Raw genomic sequence first — 17181 nt, 5'->3', positions numbered from 1 at the left:
CGTCAAACCACGGTGATCCATGGCTGAACCTCCGCTGAAAGGCATCCGCGTTATCGAACTGGCCCGCATCCTGGCGGGACCTTGGGCCGGCCAGTTGCTCGCCGACCTCGGCGCCGATGTCATCAAGGTCGAGAGCCCGGACGGCGGCGACGACACCCGCAAATGGGGGCCGCCCTTCGTCATGAGCCATGACGGCGAGAACCTGTCGGCCGCCTATTATCATTCCTGCAATCGCGGCAAGCGCTCGATCGCCATCGATTTCTCCAAGCCCGAGGGCGCCGACACGCTGCGCCGCCTCATCACCACGGCCGACGTGCTGATCGAGAACTTCAAGCTCGGCGGGTTGAAGAAATACGGCCTCGATTACGAGAGCCTGAAGAAGACCAACCCGCGCCTCGTCTATTGCTCGATCACCGGCTTCGGCCAGGATGGCCCGTATGCGCCACGCGCCGGCTACGATTTCATCATCCAGGCGATGGCCGGCATGATGTCGATCACCGGCGAGGCCGGCCGCGAGCCGCAGAAGGCGGGCGTCGCCATCTCCGACCTGTTCACCGGCCTCTATTCCGTGATCGCCATCCAGGCGGCACTTCGCCATGCCGAGAAGACCGGCGAAGGCCAGCACATCGACATGGCGCTCTACGACAGCCAGATCTCGGCGCTCGGCAACCAGAACCTCAACTATCTGGTTTCCGGCAAATCGCCGGTGCAGATGGGCAACGCGCATATGAACATCGCGCCTTACGAGGTGCTGCCGGTGAAGGATGGCCATATCATCCTTGCCGTCGGCAATGACGGCCAGTTCGGCAAATTCTGTGCCGTGGTCGGTCTGACCGACTTGCCCGCCAACCCGGATTTCGCCACCAACCCCGCCCGCGTCGCCAATCGCGCCAGGCTGCGCGAGCTGATCATCGAGGTATTGAGCACCTGGGAACGCGATCCGCTGCTGGCCAAGCTCGAAGCGGCAGGCGTTCCGGCAAGCCCGATCAACACGATCGGCCAGATGTTCGCCGATCCGCAGACGATCGCGCGCGGCATGCGGCTCGACCTCGATGACGGCCATGGCAATTTGCTGCCTTCCGTGCGCGCGCCGATGGTGATGTCGGGCACGCCGCTCGTCTACGAGCGCCCCTCGCCGCGTCTTGGCGAGCACACTGCAGAAATCCTTGCCGAACTGGAGAGATCAGCAAAATGAAGACCGGCGGACAACTGATCGTCGAGGCGCTCGAAGCGAACGGCACTGACCGCATCTTCTGCGTGCCCGGCGAATCCTATCTGGCTGTGCTCGACGCGCTGCACGACTCCTCGATCCGCACCATCGTCTGCCGCCAGGAAGGGGGTGCCGCGATGATGGCCGACTGTCAGGGGCGCCTGACCGGCAAGCCCGGCATCTGCTTCGTCACCCGCGGCCCCGGCGCCACCAACGCTTCCGCCGGCATCCACATCGCCATGCAGGATTCGGTGCCGCTGATCCTGTTCATCGGCCAGGTCGCCAGTCACGCCAAGGAGCGCGAGGCTTTTCAGGAGGTCGACTACAAGCGCTTCTTCGGCGACATCGCCAAATGGGTGGTCGAGATCGACGATGCCGCGCGCATCCCGGAATTCGTCACCCGCGCCTTTGCCGTCGCGACATCCGGCCGCCCCGGCCCGGTCGTCATCTCGCTGCCCGAGGACATGCTGACCAGCGAGGTCGAGGCGCCGGAAGCGCTGCCTTATTCGCCGGTCGAAACATATCCCGGCGAAGCCGAGCTCGACGCGCTTGAAATGCTGCTCAACGGCGCCAAGCGCCCATTTGCCATCCTCGGCGGCACGCGCTGGAATGCGAAAGCGGTGGCGCATATGCGCGCGATCGCCGAGGCATGGGCACTGCCAGTCGGCTGCTCCTTCCGCCGCCAGATGCTGTTCGATCATTTGCACCCGAATTACGCCGGCGATGTCGGGATCGGCATCAATCCGAAGCTGGCGACACAGATCAAGCAGGCCGATGTCGTATTGCTGATCGGCGGTCGCCTGGGCGAGATGCCGTCCTCGGATTACACGCTGCTGAAGAGCCCCTACCCCGACCAGGCGCTGGTGCATGTCCACGCTGACGCCGGCGAGCTAGGCCGCGTCTACCGGCCGACGCTGGCGATCAACGCCTCGCCCGCCGCCTTCGTCGAAGCCTTCGCCAAGCGCAAGCCGGTCGGCACGCCGTCATGGGCGGACGAGACGGCGAAAGCTCACGCCGCCTACCTCGAATGGTCGACACCGCCTGAAACCGGCCCAGGCGCCGTCCAGATGGGGCCGATCATGAACTATCTGGAAAAGGTGCTGCCGGAGGACGCCATCCTCACCAACGGCGCCGGTAATTACGCCACCTGGGTGCACCGCTTCCACCGCTTCCGCCGCTTCGCCACGCAGGCCGCCCCGACCTCCGGCTCGATGGGCTATGGCACACCGGCGGCCGTTGCCGCCAAGGCGTTGTTCCCGGATCGCACCGTTGTCGCCTTTGCCGGCGACGGCTGCTTCCTGATGAACGGGCAGGAATTCGCGACCGCCGTGCAATACGGCCTACCGATCATCATCGTAGTGGTCAACAACGGCATCTACGGCACGATCCGCATGCATCAGGAGCGGGAATATCCGAACCGCGTCGTCGCCACCGACCTCAAGAACCCGGACTTCGCCGCTCTCGCCCGCGCCTATGGCGGCCATGGCGAGACGGTCGAAAAGACCGGGGACTTCGCTGCCGCCTTCGAACGCGCGCGCGCCAGCGGCAAGCCCGCGATCGTCGAGATCAGGCTCGATCCCGAAGCGATCACCCCGACCCGCACGCTGACGCAGATCCGCGACAAGTCGTGATCAGGCCGAACGAGACGGGTCACCCGCCTCGTTACGGCCTGGAAAAATCTGGCTACATCGATGCGCCTGTTGATTTCTCGATCTGTCCTCGGATCTCGCCGTCCGGGTTAGCGGCGGTGTGGATGTTGACGTAATATTTGCCGGCCTCCAGGTCGGTGGCCTGGGCATCCGTCAGCGTCGCCGAGCCCTTGATCGGGCTCTTGACCTTCTTGAACGGGATTACTGGATCCGCGTTTTCACCCTTTGCCGCCGGACCGTGAATGTGACCGGCCGACGCCGGCCCGCTGAGACCGGAATATTTGACGTTCCAGCTGAGCTTCTTGCTGGTGGTGTTGAATGTGAGCGTGGCAGTTCCCTTGGCCTTGGTAGTGACGGGCGGGTTCTGCTGGCTGCCATCGAGCGTCGCCTTGAATTTCATCGTCTCGGCCATGGCCGGCGAGGCGAGCAGGAAGGCGGTCGAAACCGCGAACGCCGAAAGCAGCGGCAAGGAGTAGATACGCATTGAGGACCTCCGTTTGCTGACGCGTCCGCCACGGCTCCCCCGGCGCGCGGATGCACTTACAGCAACGGTTGGCCGGCGCTTTGTATCCCTGCGCACGCATATTTTACCGGCGCCAACCAAAAAGGGGCGGTCGCCCGCCCCTTTCAACTCCGTTGCAGAAGCCTGACCTTTACTTGATCGCCTTGTCGGTGATCGCGGTTGTGTAGGCGCCCGAAGGCTCCTTGGCGATGATCTTCTGGTCGAGCAGCGCCTTGGCGGTGCGCTCGTAGGTCGCCGGGTCGAGCTTGCCGTCGGCATTGTCGATCAGCTTGGCGACCTCGCCCATCATGCGCTTCTGGTGGTTCTCGTCCTGGCCGCCATTGTCCATGACGATACCGGCCGCTTCGTCCGAATTGTCGACGGCGTATTTCCAGCCCTTCATCGAGGCGCGCACGAAACGCACCATCTTGTCCTCGAAGGCCGGGTCCTTCAGCTTGTCCTCAAGCGCGTAGAGCCCGTCCTCGAGCAGGTCGTTGCCCATGGCCGAGTAGTTGAAGACGGTGAGCTGCTCCGGCTTGTAGCCGGCGTCGATCAGCTGCCAGTACTCGTTATAGGTCATGACCGAGATGCAGTCCGCCTGCTTCTGGATCAACGGCTGCACGTCGAAGCTCTGCTTCAGCACGGTGACGCCGTCCTTGCCGCCGTCGGTCTTGAGGCCGAGTTTGTTCATCCAGGCGTAGAATGGATATTCGTTGCCGAAGAACCAGACGCCGAGCGTATGACCCTTGAAGTCGGCTTCGGTCTTGATCGGGCCGTCCTTCGGGCAGACCAGCTCCATGCCGGCCTTCTTGAACGGCTGCGCGATGTTGACCAGCGGCACGCCCTTTTCGCGAGCCGCCAGCGCGCCACCCATCCAGTCGACGATGACATCGGCGCCGCCGCCGGCGATCACCTGCTCCGGCGCGATGTCCGGACCGCCCGGCTTGATGTCGACATCGAGGCCCTCGGCATCATAGAAGCCCTTGGCCTTGGCGACATAGTAGCCGGCGAACTGCGCCTGCGTGACCCATTTCAGCTGCAGCGTCACCTTGTCGGCGGCCATAGCCTGGAAAGCGGCCAGCGACATCGCGCCGGCTAGAGCAGAAATTACCAGTCTTTTCATATTTTTACCCTCTGAAGTTAGCACCCAAACCCACCGCCCCTATCCACCACGGACAGAGGGATGCCAAAACGTGACGGCTCTCTCGATAAGAGCGACCACGCCATAAAAGACCGAACCCGCCAGTGCTGCAACTGCGATTTCGGCCCAAACCATGTCGATGTTCATCCGTCCGACTTCGGTCGAAATGCGGAATCCCATGCCGACGACAGGCGTGCCGAAGAACTCCGCGACGATGGCGCCGATCAGCGCCAGCGTCGAATTGATCTTCAGCGCGTTGAAGATGAACGGCATCGCCGCCGGCAGCCTGAGCTTCAGAAGCGTCGGCCAATAACCCGAGGCATAAGTGCGCATCAAGTCGCGCTCCATGTGGCCGGATGCGGCAAGCCCGGCGACCGTGTTCACCAGCATCGGGAAGAAGGTCATGATAATGACGACCGCCGCCTTGGACGGCCAGTCGAAGCCGAACCACATCACCATGATCGGCGCGACGCCGATGATCGGCAGTGCCGAAACCATGTTGCCGATCGGCAGCAGCCCGCGCCTGAGGAACGGTACGCGGTCGGCAAGGATGGCGACGACGAAGCCGGCGAGGTTGCCGACGATATAGCCGACCAGAACCGCCTTGAAGATCGTCTGCCGCACATCCTCGCCCAGGATCGGCAGCGCGTTGGCAATGCGCGCGCCAATGGCGCTCGGCGGCGGCAGCAGAATGAAGGGGATACCGGCGCCGCGTGTCACCGCCTCCCAGATGATCAGGATCCAGGCGCCAAAGATCGCCGGGATGATCAGGCGCAGTCCAGTCTTCGCCCCACTCGCAGTGGGTCGCAGGGAGGATAACAGGGCCGCGCAGCGCCAGGCGAGCAGCCAGGCCGCGGCGAGAGCCAGGAAATAGGGCGCCAACGCCGTGCCCTCGAAACCGGCGATGCCTTTGATCAGAAGCCAGGCGGCGACATGGGCGCCGATGAACAGGATCACAGCCTCGACGATAGGCGCGAGCCTGACCGCCGATACCAGCGCCGCGATCAGCAGCAAGCCGAGGATCAGCCCCTTCGTGCCCATATACGGGTAGGCGATCGTTGCCGTGGGCTGCGCGAGCGCGGCCGCTTCCGGTTTCGACATTGCGCCAAGCGCGAAGGCAATGAGGCAAAAGAGGATCGCCAGCACCGATTGCCAGGACGGTTTCAGCCTGGTCATGCCGGCCTCCCGCCCATGGCGCGGTCGACAAGGCGGCCGGCGATGCCGACCACCATGACCAGAAGTGCGGCAACCACCGAGCCTGCGACCAGCGCCGACCATATGTCGATGGTCTGGCTGTAATAGGCGCCGGAGAGCAGCTTGGCGCCGATACCGGCGACGGCGCCGGTCGGCAACTCGCCGACGATGGCGCCGACCAGGCTCGCCGCCACCGCCACCTTCATCGAGGTGAACAGGAACGGCACCGAGGCCGGCACGCGAAGTTTCCAGAAGGTCTGCGAGGCGCTGGCATTGTAGGTGTGCATCAGGTCGAGATGCATGATCTCGGGCGAGCGCAGGCCCTTCACCATGCCGACGGCGACCGGGAAGAAGGAGAGATAGGTCGAGATCAACGCTTTGGGGATCAGGCCGGTGATGCCGACCGCCGCCAGCACCACGATGATCATCGGCGCCACCGCCAGGATCGGAATGGTCTGCGATGCGATGATCCACGGCATCAGGCTGCGGTCGAGCGTCGTCACATGCACGATGCCGACCGCGATGACGATGCCGAGCGCCGTGCCGAAGGCAAAGCCGAGCAGCGTCGAGGACAGCGTGACCCAGGCGTTGTAGACCAGGCTGCGGTTCGAGGTGACGCTGCGCAGGAATGTGTTCTCGAAGAAGTTCGCCGCCACCTGATGCGGCGCCGGCAGCGTCGGCTTCGGCTGCGACAGCGTCTTGCCGATGAATTCGACGGTGCCGCGGGTCTGGTTCGCCCGTTGGTCGAGATCGCGCTGGAACGGCGCGTTGAGGATGACGGCGAAGACATACCAGAGAACAACCACGCCGGCGAGGATGGTGGTGACGGGGATGATCTTGGAGCGGAAGGAGTCCATCTACCGCTCCCCTCGTCTCAGCGATAGAGCGTGGCGCGGCGCGTTGTTCGTCATCCTAGGGCGGAGCAAGGAGCGAAGCGACGCAGCGCAGACCCTAGGATCCATGCCGTTCCTTCTCGGCTTCGCAGCGGTGCAGAATAGGGCTCCCTGCGCCGCGCGGCATTTAGTGGCCATTCTTCGCCGTTTTGACCCTTCGGCCGAGGTCACGGCATGGATCCTAGGGTCTGCACTCCGCTTCGCGTCGCTCCGCCCTAGGATGACGAAATCGCGATGGGCGGCTCCCACTACATGCGCGTTGGCCCCCCTGCTCCGCCCTCGGGTGACGAAGCGGTGGGCGGCCGCCTCCTCACCCGACCTCCGCTTCGCTCCGGCCACCCTCTCCCCGTCGGGGAGAGGAGGAAGATCACCCTCAATCATCATAGCTGTGCCCAGCCCTCAAGCCATCGCGCACGCGCGCGGCGATCGCCAGGAATTCCGGCGTCTCGCGGATGTCGAGCGGCCGCTTCCTAGGCAGCGTCGATTCGATGATGTCTGTAACGCGGCCCGGCCGCGGCGACATGACGACGATGCGCGTCGACAGATAGACTGCCTCGGGGATCGAATGGGTGACGAAGCAGATCGTCTTGTTGGTGCGGTCCCAGAGCTCGAGGAGCTGTTCGTTCAAATGGTCGCGCACGATCTCGTCGAGCGCGCCGAACGGCTCGTCCATAAGGAGCAGGTCGGCGTCGAAGGCGAGCGCGCGCGCGATCGAGGCGCGCTGCTGCATGCCGCCGGAAAGCTGCCAGGGATATTTCTTCTCGAAGCCGGAGAGGTTGACCAGCTCCATGGTGCGCTTGATGCGCTCCGCCTGCTCGGCCTGGCTGAGGCCGATGATCTCCAGCGGCAGCGCCACGTTGCGCTCGATCGTGCGCCACGGGAACAGCGCCGCCGCCTGGAAGACATAGCCGTAAGCGCGCTTCTCGCGCGCCTGCTCCGGCGAAATCCCGTTGATGGAGATCGTTCCCGATGTCGGCTTCTCCAGGTCGGCGATGACGCGCAGCAACGTCGTCTTGCCGCAGCCGGAGGGGCCGATGAAGGAGACGAATTCGCCCTTGTTGATGGTGAGATCGACATTGGACAGAGCCTGCACCGGACCGTCATTGGTCTGGAAGGTGAGGCCGAGCTTGCTTGCCGAAACGACTGCTGGCGACTGTCCGCTCATTGGCTGCAGCCTGCCTTTCGCAGCCGTTGCCGCGCTGGCCGGAATCCGGTTGATTTTGCGTTTATGTTGCTTTCCACTCGTCCTGTCCCAACAGATCGACGCCGCCCGGAGGCTTGCCTATGTCGCCTAAACCCACTTGTCATCTTATTCGCCCTGAAAGCACTTATGAAGGCAAGCAGGGGCTGAGCTACTTCGCCGGTATCGCCGCCGAGACCGTCGGCTCTTCCGGCATCTGCATGCATCTCTTGACCATGCCGCCCGGCGCCCGCGCCAAGGCGCATATGCATGAGAACCACGAGACGGCGATCTATGTGCTCTCCGGCGAGGTCCATACCTGGTACGGCGACCGGCTCGAGCACCACATCGTCGTCAAGGCCGGCGATCTCTTCTACATCCCGGCCGGAATGCCGCATTTGCCTGCAAATCTCAGCGGCGCGCCCTCTTCGGCGGTCATTGCCCGCACCGATCCCAACGAGCAGGAAAGCGTCGTCCTGCTGCCGGAGCTGGATGCGTTGGTCGCCTGAGGCCGGAGGGATCTCTCTCGCCGCTATTTGCACCGGGAGACTTCGCCCATTGCATTGCCGTCCTGGTCGGTCACCACCAGCTTCTTCGCATTCTTCTTGCTGCGCTTGATGATGAACTTTGTCGGCGACTGCCCCTCTTCGCCTTCCGCCTCACATTTTGCTGTCACCACAAGCGAACCATCGGCCTGCATCTGCTTGTCGCTGAAGGTGCAGGCGCTGGCTGCAGTGATCAGCTCCTTGTCGGTCAGAAGCAGCATCTGATCGGCGGCGACTTCCTGACCGTTTCTGTTGATACAGCCATACTTGTCGCCGTAAGGCTTGCTGAGGTCGATGCCGGCAGCAAAGGCCGAGCCTGCGGTCAGCAGCACGGCTGCCGCGATGATAAGGTGAGCTATCCGCACGCTCAAACTCCGGTCGCCGGAATGCCGGACCGCTCCACCTTGCGTGGCGCGGAAATCTCCTTCCAGGTCGACAGCGCCCGGTTGACCGCAGCGTTCGGCTCGCGGGCGACGAATTCGCCATGGCCGATCTTGGCCTTGACGTCCGACTCCTCGATCGACAGCTCGCCGCGCGAGAAGACGAAGCGCGGCAGGCCGGTCACCTCGAAGCCTTCGAAGACGTTGTAGTCGATCACCGACTGCTGCTTCTTGGCCGAGATCGTCTTCTTTCGCTTTGGGTCCCAGACCACGATGTCGGCATCCGCGCCTTCGACGATCGCGCCCTTCTTCGGATACATATTGAGGATCTTGGCGATGTTGGTCGAGGTCACCGCGACGAACTCGTTCATCGTCAGCCGGCCGGTGTTGACGCCGGTTGTCCACAGGATGGGCAAACGGTCCTCGAGGCCGCCGGTGCCGTTCGGAATCTTGGTGAAGTCTCCGAGGCCGTTGCGCTTCTGCTTGGTGGTGAAGGAACAGTGGTCGGTCGCCACCACCTGCAGCGAGCCGGCCTGCAGGCCGGCCCACAGCGAATCCTGATGCCACTTGCTGCGGAAAGGCGGGCTCATCACGCGGCGCGCCGCATGGTCCCAGTCCTTGTTGAAATATTCGGTCTCGTCGAGCGTCAGGTGCTGGATCAGCGGCTCGCCGAAAACGCGCATGCCCTTCTGGCGCGCGCGGCGGATGGCCTCGTGGCTCTGCTCGCAGGAGACATGCACGACATAGAGCGGCACGCCGGCCATGTCGGCGATCATTATGGCGCGATTTGTCGCCTCGCCTTCCACCTCCGGCGGACGCGAATAGGCATGGCCCTCGGGCCCGTTGTTGCCGGCGGCAAGCAGTTTTTGCGAGAGGGCCGCAACCACGTCGCCATTTTCGGCATGGACGAGCGGCAGCGCGCCGAGATCGGCGCAGCGCTGGAACGACGCATACATCTCGTCGTCGTCGACCATCAGCGCGCCCTTGTAGGCCATGAAGTGCTTGAACGAGGTGATGCCCCTGTCGACGACGGTCGCCATCTCGTCGAACACCTGCTTGCCCCACCAGGTGATGGCCATATGGAAGGAATAGTCGCAGGACGCCTTCGAGGTCTTGTTGTCCCACATCTGCAGGGCTTCGAGCAGCGACTGCTGCGGCGCCGGCAGGCAGAAATCGACGACCATGGTCGTGCCGCCGGAGAGTGCCGCGCGCGTGCCGGACTCGAAATCGTCGGCCGAATAGGTGCCCATGAAAGGCATTTCGAGATGGGTGTGCGGGTCGATGCCGCCCGGCATGACGTAGCAGCCCGTAGCGTCGAACTCGTGGTCGCCGTGCAGGTCCGAGCCGATGGCGATGATCTTGCCGTGGCTGAACACCACGTCGGCCTTCCACGTGCGGTCGGCGGTGACGATGGTGCCGTTCTTGATGACTTTGGTCATATCTGTTCCCCTGATCTTTTTCGCGCTTCTTTGCGAGCGGCTTTTCGAGGTGACGTCTATTCGGTCATTCGACAATTCCCGCCGTCTCGACCACCGCGTGGAACAGCACGTCGGCGCCCGCCGCCGCCCATTCCTTGGAGATGTCCTCGGCCTCGTTGTGGCTGAGCCCGCCGACGCAGGGGCACATCACCATGGTCGCCGGCGCGACCTTGGCCGCCCAGCAAGCATCGTGGCCGGCGCCCGAAATGATGTTCATGTGGCTGTAGCCGAGTTTCTCGGCAGCCGTGCGGACACGGCCGACCAGCGTCGGATCGAAGGTCACCGGATCGAAATGGCCGACCGCCTCGACCGAGCATTTCACGCCGAGCGCCTCGCAGATCTTCGGCGCTTCCTTCTCTATGCGGGCGCGCATGCCGTCGAGTTTGGCCTGGTCGGGCGAGCGGATGTCGACGGTGAAGATCACCGTGCCCGGCAGAACGTTGCGGGAATTCGGCGAGAACTTCACCTGGCCGACGCCGCCGACGGCGCCCGGCTGGTTCTCCATGGCGACCGTCTGCACCATCTCCAGGATACGCGCCATGGCGAGGCCCGCATTGACGCGCATGTTCATCGGAGTCGAGCCGGTATGCGCCTCCCTGCCGGTCAGTGTGAATTCCAGCCACCAAAGGCCCTGGCAGTGGGTGACCACGCCAATCTGCTTGTTCTCGGCCTCGAGGATCGGCCCCTGCTCGATGTGATACTCGAAATAGGCGTGCATCTTGCGCGCGCCGACCTTCTCGTCGCCGACCCAACCGATCCGCTTCAGCTCGTCGCCGAAGGTCAGACCGTCGAGGTCCTTGCGGCCATAGGCGTAATCCTGCGTATGCACGCCGGCGAACACGCCGGAGGCAAGCATGGCCGGGGCGAAACGCGCGCCCTCCTCGTTCGTCCAGTTGGTGACGACGATCGGATGCTTGGTCTTGATGCCGAGATCGTTGAGCGAGCGCACGACCTCCAGACCCGACAGCACGCCGAGCACGCCGTCATATTTGCCGCCGGTCGGCTGGGTATCGAGGTGGGAGCCGACATAGACGGGCAGCGCGTCCGGATCGGTGCCGGCGCGAGTCATGAACATGGTGCCCATCTGGTCCACGCCCATGGTGAGCCCGGCCTGGTCGCACCAGGACTTGAACAGCTCGCGACCTTCTCTGTCGGAATCGGTGAGCGTCTGGCGATTGTTGCCGCCGGCAATGCCGGGGCCGATCTTCGCCATCTCCATTATGGAATCCCACAAACGGTCTGAATTCACTCGCAGATTCTCGCCGGGGGCGGCCATTCAAAGTCCTCTCATTTCATGTCTCCGGTCGGGCGGCGGTTCCCGACACCGCCCGACCGGTTGAAGCAGTTTAGTCTATCGAGCGCAGAACGTCCCTGACATGGTCGATCAGTTCGTTGATCTGGCCCTTGGTGATGATCAGCGGGGGCGACAGCGCGATGATGTCACCGGTGGTGCGGATCAGCGCGCCGCGCTCGAACGCCTTGACGAAGGCCGAGAAGGCCCGCTTGGTCGGGCTGCCGGCGATCGGCGCCAGCTCAATCGCGCCGATCAGGCCGATATTGCGGATGTCGATGACATGCGGCTCGCCCTTGAGCGAATGCAGCGCATCTTCCCAGTAGGACGAGAGTTCGTCGCCGCGGGTCAGCAAGCCCTCTTCCTTGTAGGTGTCCAAGGTGCCGAGAGCCGCGGCGCAGGCGATCGGATTGCCCGAATAGGTGTAGCCGTGGAAGAACTCGATCATGTGCTCGGGGCCGGTCATGAAGGCGTCGTGGATCTCCTTCTTGACAAACACCGCGCCCATCGGGATGACGCCGTTGGACACGCCCTTGGCCGTGGTCATGATATCCGGCGTGACGCCGAAATAGTCCGCCGCGAACGGTGCGCCAAGGCGGCCGAAACCGGTGATGACCTCGTCGAAGATCAACAGGATGCCGTGCTTGGTGCAGATCTCGCGCAGCTTCTGCAGATAGCCCTTCGGCGGCAGGATGACGCCGGTCGAGCCCGCGACCGGCTCGACGATGACGGCCGCGATGGTCGAGGCGTCATGCAGCGCGATGAGACGTTCGAGATCGTTCGCCAGTTCCGCGCCATGCTCAGGCACGCCCTTCGAGAAGGCGTTCTTCTCCGGAAGATGAGTGTGCGGCAGATGGTCGACGCCGCCGAGCAGCGTGCCGAACATCTTGCGGTTGCTGACGATGCCGCCGACGGAGATGCCGCCGAAATTGACGCCGTGATAGCCGCGCTCGCGACCGATCAGGCGGGTGCGCGAGCCCTCGCCCCTGACGCGGTGATAGGCGATCGCCATCTTCAGCGCGGTCTCGACCGATTCAGAACCGGAATTGGTGAAGAAGACGTGGTCCATGCCCTTCGGCGCGATGTCGACCAGGCGGTTCGCCAGCTCGAACACGATCGGATGGCCCATCTGGAAGGCCGGCGCATAGTCGAGCTCCGCCGCCTGACTCTGGATTGCTTCGGTGATCTTCGGCCGGCAGTGGCCGGCGTTCACGCACCAGAGACCGGCGGTGCCGTCGAGCACCTTGCGGCCGTCGCTCGTCGTGTAGTGCATGTCCTTGGCGGACACGAACATACGCGGCGCCTGCTTGAACTGCCGGTTTGCCGTGAACGGCATCCAGAATGCGCTGAGATCGTTCGGCGTGACTTTCAGCCGGTTGGACATGACCAAGACTTCCCCTTGTAACCTGTTTCGGTACGCTAACGCTTAGTCTTCCCAAGGCTTGGTCTTCGTTGCGTTTTCGTGCTACGCAAATTTTTGACCGATTGGACAAACGTTAGCACCGCCCTGTCGGCGGTCAAGGGACTACTAGCGGAAATGCGGCATCAAAAGCGCGTTCCACGGCTCGGAGAAAAACTGGTCCAGAGAATTGGTCCAGCGAGACCGCACGCTGGAGCAGTCCAGCGTTTGATAGAGCCGCTGGCCTGCTCCAACTTTTTGTTTTTACGCAATTCCGGACGGAAAACCGCCGCGCACTTTTCCTGGAATTGCTTTAGCGGCTGGCAAGGATGACGGACACGATGGAAGGCTCGACTCCACGCCGCACCCGCATCCAGCTGGAAAAGCGTGAACTCATCCTGGAAGCCGCGCTCGAAGTCTTCTCCGCCAATGGCTTTCGCGGTTCGACCATCGACCAGATCGCCGAGGCCGCCGGCATGTCGAAGCCGAACCTTCTCTATTACTTCCGCCGCAAGGAAGACATCCACGAGACCCTGATGCAGCGGCTCCTGGACACCTGGCTGGCCCCGCTTAGGGAACTCGACGACATCGGCGATCCGATGACCGAGCTCAGAAGCTACATCCGCCGCAAGCTCGAAATGGCGCGCGACTTCCCACGCGAAAGCCGGCTCTTCGCCAACGAGATCCTGCAAGGCGCACCGCGCATCATGCCGATGCTGGAGGGCGAGCTGAAAACGCTGGTCGACGAGAAGGCCGCCGTCATCAAGGGCTGGATGCGCGCCGGCAAGATCGCCCGCACCGATCCGTGGCATCTGATCTTCTCGATCTGGGCGACGACGCAGCATTACGCCGATTTCGACGTCCAGGTGCGCGCCGTGCTCGGTCCCGACCGTGGCGGCGACGGTCGCTTCGAGGACGCGGCACGGTTCCTCGAGCAGCTGTTCCTCGAAGGGCTGAAGCCGAAGGGCTGAGCGGCTCGTCATGACAGCTCAACGGGCTTGAGCAGCTTGCGAGCCGTTTGGCTATTGCTGCCCTTCGAGATTAGCCGAAGCCTCTCAGCTTCGTCATCCACGGGCGGAGCGGGAGCGAAGCGACGCGGCGCAGACCCGAGGATCCATTCCGTGACCTCGAAGCGCCGCTGCGGTCCAAAATTCTGCACTGCTGCACCCCATGGCCAAGGTAACGGAATGGATCCTCGGGTCTCCGCGTCCGCTTCGCTCCCGCTCCGCCCGTGGATGACGAAGTTGAGGGGCCTGCGACCTACTAACCTCAGGCGCTGCGTCGCTCGGCCGGCTCCGCTTCGAGCAATTTCTTCAACTTCGCGATCGAGTTCTGCTCGGCGAGCGGCGTGTAGACGATCAGCCGCATATCCGAGCCGTCGTCGATCGACAGGCTCATATGTTCGAAGGCCATCGCGCCGGCGGTGGGATGGCGGACGTGCTTCACTCCCGTCAGCCTTCGCGCCACGTCCCGCCGCGGCCACCAATCGCGGAACTCCGGGCTCGAGCGCATCATCAGCGCGATCAGCCGCTCGAAATCCGGATCGCCGACATATTTCGCGCTTTCGGCACGGAACGAAGCGAGCACCACACGCGCAAGCCCTTCCCAGTCGACCAGCAGCCGGCGATGATGCGGGCTGGTGAACACCAGATGGACGATGTTGCGGGCGTCGCCCTCCAGCAGGCCATAGTCGCCGAACACCGCCGCCGCGGCGTCATTCCAGGCCAGCACGTCCCAGCGCCGGCCAACCACATAGGCCGGCTGCAGAACGAGGCTTTGCAGCATGTGCAGCAGCGTGCCATCGACTTTTTCGGGCGCAGCAACGCGACGCTCCGGCTGCTGGCGGCCGGCGAGGATGAACAGGTGCCGCTTCTCCACTGCGTCGAGGCGCAACGCTTCGCAGAGCGCCGAAAGTACCTCGACCGACGGCCGCACGTCCCTGCCCTGCTCCAGCCAGGTGTACCAGGTGGTGCCGACGCCGGCGATCATCGCCACTTCCTCGCGCCTCAGCCCGGGCGTGCGCCGCCGGGCGCCGGTCGCAATGCCAATGTCGGCGGGCGACAGCCTTTCGCGGCGCGAGCGCAGGAACGCGCCGAGTTCGCGGCGGCGGGTGTCCTCGGGGGAATGGGTCACGGCATCCATGAAGCTATTATAGCAGTACTGATACCAGGATAAAGTTTAAACTGTTTGGAATGCGCGCCGCGCCCCATCTTGGGTTCAGAGCAACACAAGGAGGCTCTGAACATGGAACTCAAGAACAAGACCATTCTCGTCACCGGCTCGACCGAGGGCGTCGGCCGCGTGGTCGCCGAAAGGCTCGGCGCCGCCGGCGCCCGCGTGCTGGTGCATGGCCGCGACCAAGCCCGCGGCAAGGCGACAGTCGCCGCCATCGAGGCAAAGGGCGGCAAGGCCGAATTTCTCGTCGCCGACCTTTCTTCGCTCGCCGAGGTGCGCCGCCTCGCCGAAGCCGTGCGCAAAAGGACCGACCGGCTCGATGTTTTGATCAACAATGCCGGTGTCGGCACCGGCGGCCAAGGTGCGAAAAGGCAGGTGAGCGCCGATGGCTATGAGCTGCGCTTCGCCGTCAACTATCTCGCCGGCTTCCTGCTGACGTCGGAACTGCTGCCGCTGCTCAAGGCAAGCGCCCCGGCGCGCATCGTCAATGTCGCCTCGGCCGGCCAGCAGGCGATCGATTTCGCCGATGTCATGCTGACACATGGCTATAGCGGCGTGCGCGCCTACTGCCAGAGCAAACTGGCGCAGATCCTGTTCACCATCGATTTGGCCGAACAGTTGAAAGGTACCGGCGTCACCGTCAATGCCCTCCATCCCGCAAGCTACATGGACACCACCATGGTCCGGCAGGCGGGCGTCACGCCATGGAGCTCGGTCGAGACCGGCGCCGACGCGACACTCAACCTCGCGGCGTCGCCGGCGCTCGAAGGCCGCAGCGGCCTCTATTTCGACGGCCAGCGGGAATCGCGCGCCGACGCCCAGGCCTATGACGAAAAAGCCCGCCGCCAGTTGCGGGCGCTCAGCCTCGAACTGACCGGACAATCTTCCACGACGCCCAAGGAACAAAATTCATGAGCGAGAACATCGAACATTGCGTGATCATCGGCGGCTCGTCCGGCATCGGCCTTGCCACGGCCAAACGACTGGTCAGCCCCACGATGAAAGTGACGATCACCGGCCGCAACGAGGAGAAGCTGAAGAACGCCTGGGCGAGCCTTGGCGGCACCGTCGGCAAGGCCGCTTTCGACGCGACCAAGCCGGATGAGGTCCGGCAGTTCTTCGAAGGCCTCGGGCCCTTCGATCATCTCGTTCTGGCCGCGAGCGGCGGCAAGGGGCTTGGGCCGTTCGCGACCCTCGACCTTGCCGACATCGGCAGCGGCGTCGACGAGAAGATCCGTCCGCAACTGGCCTGTCTGCAGGCGGCCCTGCCGACCTTGAACAGGGCCGGGTCGGCCACCTTCATTTCGGCCGTCTCGGCGCAGCTCGCCGCGCCCGGCGTCGCCGGCATCGCCGCCATCAACGGCATGCTGCTCACCGTAGCGCCGATCCTGGCCGTCGAGTTGAAGCCGCTGCGCGTCAACGTCGTGGCGCCCGGCGTCATCGACACGCCCTGGTGGGATTTTCTGCCGGGCGAACAGCGGCAGGCGGTGTTTGCCGAATATGCCGGCAAGACGCCGGTCGGCCGTATCGGCCGCGCCGAAGACGTTGCCGACGCGATCGCCTTCCTGGTCTCGAACGGCTTCATGACCGGCCAGGTGCTGACTTGCGACGGCGGCCTGCGCTTTGCCGCCTGAACGGCGAATGGATCAATTGGAAGTGAGGCCGGGCAAGAAGGCGAGTGCCATCAGCCCCGTAACGACCGCATACCAGACGATCAGGTGGACCGCCTTCATCAGCGGGCGGCCCACTTCGCGTGCCCGCTTCGGGCGAAGCGGATCGTACATCACGTCGACTGGCGCGCCGACATTCCTGGTAGTTCCGTTGACCGGCAAATAGGACGTGAACCGCCATGTCTTGCCCAGCCGGTCGGCGAATTCGATGATCGGCGTATCCGGCCCGTCGCTCGATTTGTCGATGCGGACCACCTTGCCGGTGGCAAGGACGCCGCGTCGCCTGAGCACGATGTCGCCATAGGTCTGTATGGCGACCACCGTCAGGAAGAAGACGCCGCACAGGAAACACCATATCTGAATGTCGCTCGGATGCCCGCCAAGGACTTGGGCGACAGCCCGGAACGGGAACAGCGCCTGATGGAAGGCTTCCGAAACGCGTGTCCAGAATGCAGTCCAGCTCCGCTCCATGAA

Annotated in this window: 17 protein-coding genes; 6 read left to right on the top strand and 11 right to left on the bottom strand. The window is 63.8% G+C overall.

Annotated features, from left to right (window positions below; translation table 11 throughout):
- Positions 1 to 19: 19 nt before the first annotated feature.
- Positions 20 to 1195, top strand: coding sequence for a CaiB/BaiF CoA-transferase family protein (locus QAZ22_RS16130; RefSeq protein WP_278201750.1), 1176 nt, complete (start codon positions 20 to 22; stop codon positions 1193 to 1195).
- Positions 1192 to 2841: a thiamine pyrophosphate-binding protein gene (locus QAZ22_RS16125; RefSeq protein ID WP_278201749.1), complete on the top strand. Its 1650-nt coding sequence runs from the start codon at positions 1192 to 1194 to the stop codon at positions 2839 to 2841. The genes QAZ22_RS16130 and QAZ22_RS16125 overlap by 4 nt, the downstream gene beginning before the upstream one ends.
- Before the next feature lie 52 nt (positions 2842 to 2893).
- Here QAZ22_RS16125 and QAZ22_RS16120 read toward each other — a convergent pair whose 3' ends face one another.
- From QAZ22_RS16120 to QAZ22_RS16100, 5 genes are all read right to left on the bottom strand, one after another.
- Positions 2894 to 3343: a CHRD domain-containing protein gene (locus QAZ22_RS16120; RefSeq protein ID WP_278201748.1), complete on the bottom strand. Its 450-nt coding sequence runs from the start codon at positions 3341 to 3343 to the stop codon at positions 2894 to 2896.
- Between the two features lie 169 nt (positions 3344 to 3512).
- Positions 3513 to 4484, bottom strand: coding sequence for an ABC transporter substrate-binding protein (locus QAZ22_RS16115; protein WP_192243255.1), 972 nt, complete (start codon positions 4482 to 4484; stop codon positions 3513 to 3515).
- A gap of 39 nt (positions 4485 to 4523) precedes the next feature.
- A complete protein-coding gene (locus QAZ22_RS16110) occupies positions 4524 to 5678 on the bottom strand; it encodes an ABC transporter permease (RefSeq protein ID WP_278201747.1) in 1155 nt (384 codons plus the stop codon).
- Positions 5675 to 6553: an ABC transporter permease gene (locus QAZ22_RS16105; RefSeq protein ID WP_278201746.1), complete on the bottom strand. Its 879-nt coding sequence runs from the start codon at positions 6551 to 6553 to the stop codon at positions 5675 to 5677. Before QAZ22_RS16105 ends, QAZ22_RS16110 begins: the two co-directional genes overlap by 4 nt.
- Before the next feature lie 409 nt (positions 6554 to 6962).
- Complete coding sequence (locus QAZ22_RS16100) at positions 6963 to 7754, bottom strand: ABC transporter ATP-binding protein (protein ID WP_278201745.1); 792 nt, start codon at positions 7752 to 7754, stop codon at positions 6963 to 6965.
- A gap of 113 nt (positions 7755 to 7867) precedes the next feature.
- Here QAZ22_RS16100 and QAZ22_RS16095 point away from each other — a divergent pair, with 113 nt between their 5' ends.
- Complete coding sequence (locus QAZ22_RS16095) at positions 7868 to 8278, top strand: cupin domain-containing protein (protein ID WP_278201744.1); 411 nt, start codon at positions 7868 to 7870, stop codon at positions 8276 to 8278.
- 23 nt (positions 8279 to 8301) lie between these two features.
- Here the strand turns inward: QAZ22_RS16095 and QAZ22_RS16090 are convergent, their stop codons facing one another.
- The 4 genes from QAZ22_RS16090 to QAZ22_RS16075 form a co-directional block, all read right to left on the bottom strand.
- On the bottom strand, positions 8302 to 8679 hold the full coding sequence (locus tag QAZ22_RS16090) for a hypothetical protein (RefSeq protein ID WP_278201743.1): 378 nt from the start codon (positions 8677 to 8679) through the stop codon (positions 8302 to 8304).
- 2 nt (positions 8680 to 8681) lie between these two features.
- Positions 8682 to 10133 (bottom strand): dihydropyrimidinase, encoded by a 1452-nt coding sequence (hydA, locus tag QAZ22_RS16085; protein WP_278201742.1) that lies wholly within the window; start codon positions 10131 to 10133, stop codon positions 8682 to 8684.
- Positions 10134 to 10197: 64 nt separating this feature from the next.
- A complete protein-coding gene (locus QAZ22_RS16080) occupies positions 10198 to 11448 on the bottom strand; it encodes a Zn-dependent hydrolase (RefSeq protein WP_278201741.1) in 1251 nt (416 codons plus the stop codon).
- Positions 11449 to 11518: 70 nt separating this feature from the next.
- A complete protein-coding gene (locus QAZ22_RS16075) occupies positions 11519 to 12847 on the bottom strand; it encodes an aspartate aminotransferase family protein (RefSeq protein ID WP_278201740.1) in 1329 nt (442 codons plus the stop codon).
- Between the two features lie 356 nt (positions 12848 to 13203).
- Here QAZ22_RS16075 and QAZ22_RS16070 point away from each other — a divergent pair, with 356 nt between their 5' ends.
- Positions 13204 to 13833 carry a TetR family transcriptional regulator C-terminal domain-containing protein gene (locus QAZ22_RS16070; RefSeq protein WP_278207861.1) on the top strand — a complete coding sequence of 210 codons (630 nt, stop codon included), beginning with the start codon at positions 13204 to 13206 and terminating at the stop codon, positions 13831 to 13833.
- A gap of 298 nt (positions 13834 to 14131) precedes the next feature.
- On the opposite strand, the gene QAZ22_RS16065 is transcribed toward QAZ22_RS16070, so the two are convergent.
- Positions 14132 to 15004 (bottom strand): helix-turn-helix transcriptional regulator, encoded by an 873-nt coding sequence (locus tag QAZ22_RS16065; RefSeq protein WP_278201739.1) that lies wholly within the window; start codon positions 15002 to 15004, stop codon positions 14132 to 14134.
- A 102-nt stretch (positions 15005 to 15106) separates the two neighbouring features.
- Here QAZ22_RS16065 and QAZ22_RS16060 point away from each other — a divergent pair, with 102 nt between their 5' ends.
- The gene (locus QAZ22_RS16060) at positions 15107 to 15952 is read left to right on the top strand and encodes an SDR family oxidoreductase (RefSeq protein ID WP_278201738.1); all 846 of its coding nucleotides are present in this window, start codon (positions 15107 to 15109) and stop codon (positions 15950 to 15952) included.
- Positions 15949 to 16671 carry an SDR family oxidoreductase gene (locus tag QAZ22_RS16055; protein WP_278201737.1) on the top strand — a complete coding sequence of 241 codons (723 nt, stop codon included), beginning with the start codon at positions 15949 to 15951 and terminating at the stop codon, positions 16669 to 16671. Before QAZ22_RS16060 ends, QAZ22_RS16055 begins: the two co-directional genes overlap by 4 nt.
- 12 nt (positions 16672 to 16683) lie before the next feature.
- Here QAZ22_RS16055 and QAZ22_RS16050 read toward each other — a convergent pair whose 3' ends face one another.
- Positions 16684 to 17178: a DUF3592 domain-containing protein gene (locus QAZ22_RS16050; protein WP_278201736.1), complete on the bottom strand. Its 495-nt coding sequence runs from the start codon at positions 17176 to 17178 to the stop codon at positions 16684 to 16686.
- Positions 17179 to 17181: the final 3 nt, after the last annotated feature.

The sequence above is a fragment of the Mesorhizobium sp. WSM4906 genome (assembly GCF_029674625.1).
Lineage (GTDB): Bacteria > Pseudomonadota > Alphaproteobacteria > Rhizobiales > Rhizobiaceae > Mesorhizobium.
The sequence above is the reverse complement of the archived record's forward strand: the minus strand, read 5'-3'. Positions and strand labels throughout refer to the sequence as shown.

Coding starts and splice junctions, on each gene's coding strand:
- QAZ22_RS16130 (WP_278201750.1), top strand. CDS start 20: ATGGCTGAACCTCCGCTGAAAGGCATCCGCGTTATCGAACTGGCCCGC.
- QAZ22_RS16125 (WP_278201749.1), top strand. CDS start 1,192: ATGAAGACCGGCGGACAACTGATCGTCGAGGCGCTCGAAGCGAACGGC.
- QAZ22_RS16120 (WP_278201748.1), bottom strand. CDS start 3,343: ATGCGTATCTACTCCTTGCCGCTGCTTTCGGCGTTCGCGGTTTCGACC.
- QAZ22_RS16115 (WP_192243255.1), bottom strand. CDS start 4,484: ATGAAAAGACTGGTAATTTCTGCTCTAGCCGGCGCGATGTCGCTGGCC.
- QAZ22_RS16110 (WP_278201747.1), bottom strand. CDS start 5,678: ATGACCAGGCTGAAACCGTCCTGGCAATCGGTGCTGGCGATCCTCTTT.
- QAZ22_RS16105 (WP_278201746.1), bottom strand. CDS start 6,553: ATGGACTCCTTCCGCTCCAAGATCATCCCCGTCACCACCATCCTCGCC.
- QAZ22_RS16100 (WP_278201745.1), bottom strand. CDS start 7,754: ATGAGCGGACAGTCGCCAGCAGTCGTTTCGGCAAGCAAGCTCGGCCTC.
- hydA (WP_278201742.1), bottom strand. CDS start 10,133: ATGACCAAAGTCATCAAGAACGGCACCATCGTCACCGCCGACCGCACG.
- QAZ22_RS16080 (WP_278201741.1), bottom strand. CDS start 11,448: ATGGCCGCCCCCGGCGAGAATCTGCGAGTGAATTCAGACCGTTTGTGG.
- QAZ22_RS16075 (WP_278201740.1), bottom strand. CDS start 12,847: ATGTCCAACCGGCTGAAAGTCACGCCGAACGATCTCAGCGCATTCTGG.
- QAZ22_RS16070 (WP_278207861.1), top strand. CDS start 13,204: ATGGAAGGCTCGACTCCACGCCGCACCCGCATCCAGCTGGAAAAGCGT.
- QAZ22_RS16065 (WP_278201739.1), bottom strand. CDS start 15,004: ATGGATGCCGTGACCCATTCCCCCGAGGACACCCGCCGCCGCGAACTC.
- QAZ22_RS16060 (WP_278201738.1), top strand. CDS start 15,107: ATGGAACTCAAGAACAAGACCATTCTCGTCACCGGCTCGACCGAGGGC.
- QAZ22_RS16055 (WP_278201737.1), top strand. CDS start 15,949: ATGAGCGAGAACATCGAACATTGCGTGATCATCGGCGGCTCGTCCGGC.
- QAZ22_RS16050 (WP_278201736.1), bottom strand. CDS start 17,178: ATGGAGCGGAGCTGGACTGCATTCTGGACACGCGTTTCGGAAGCCTTC.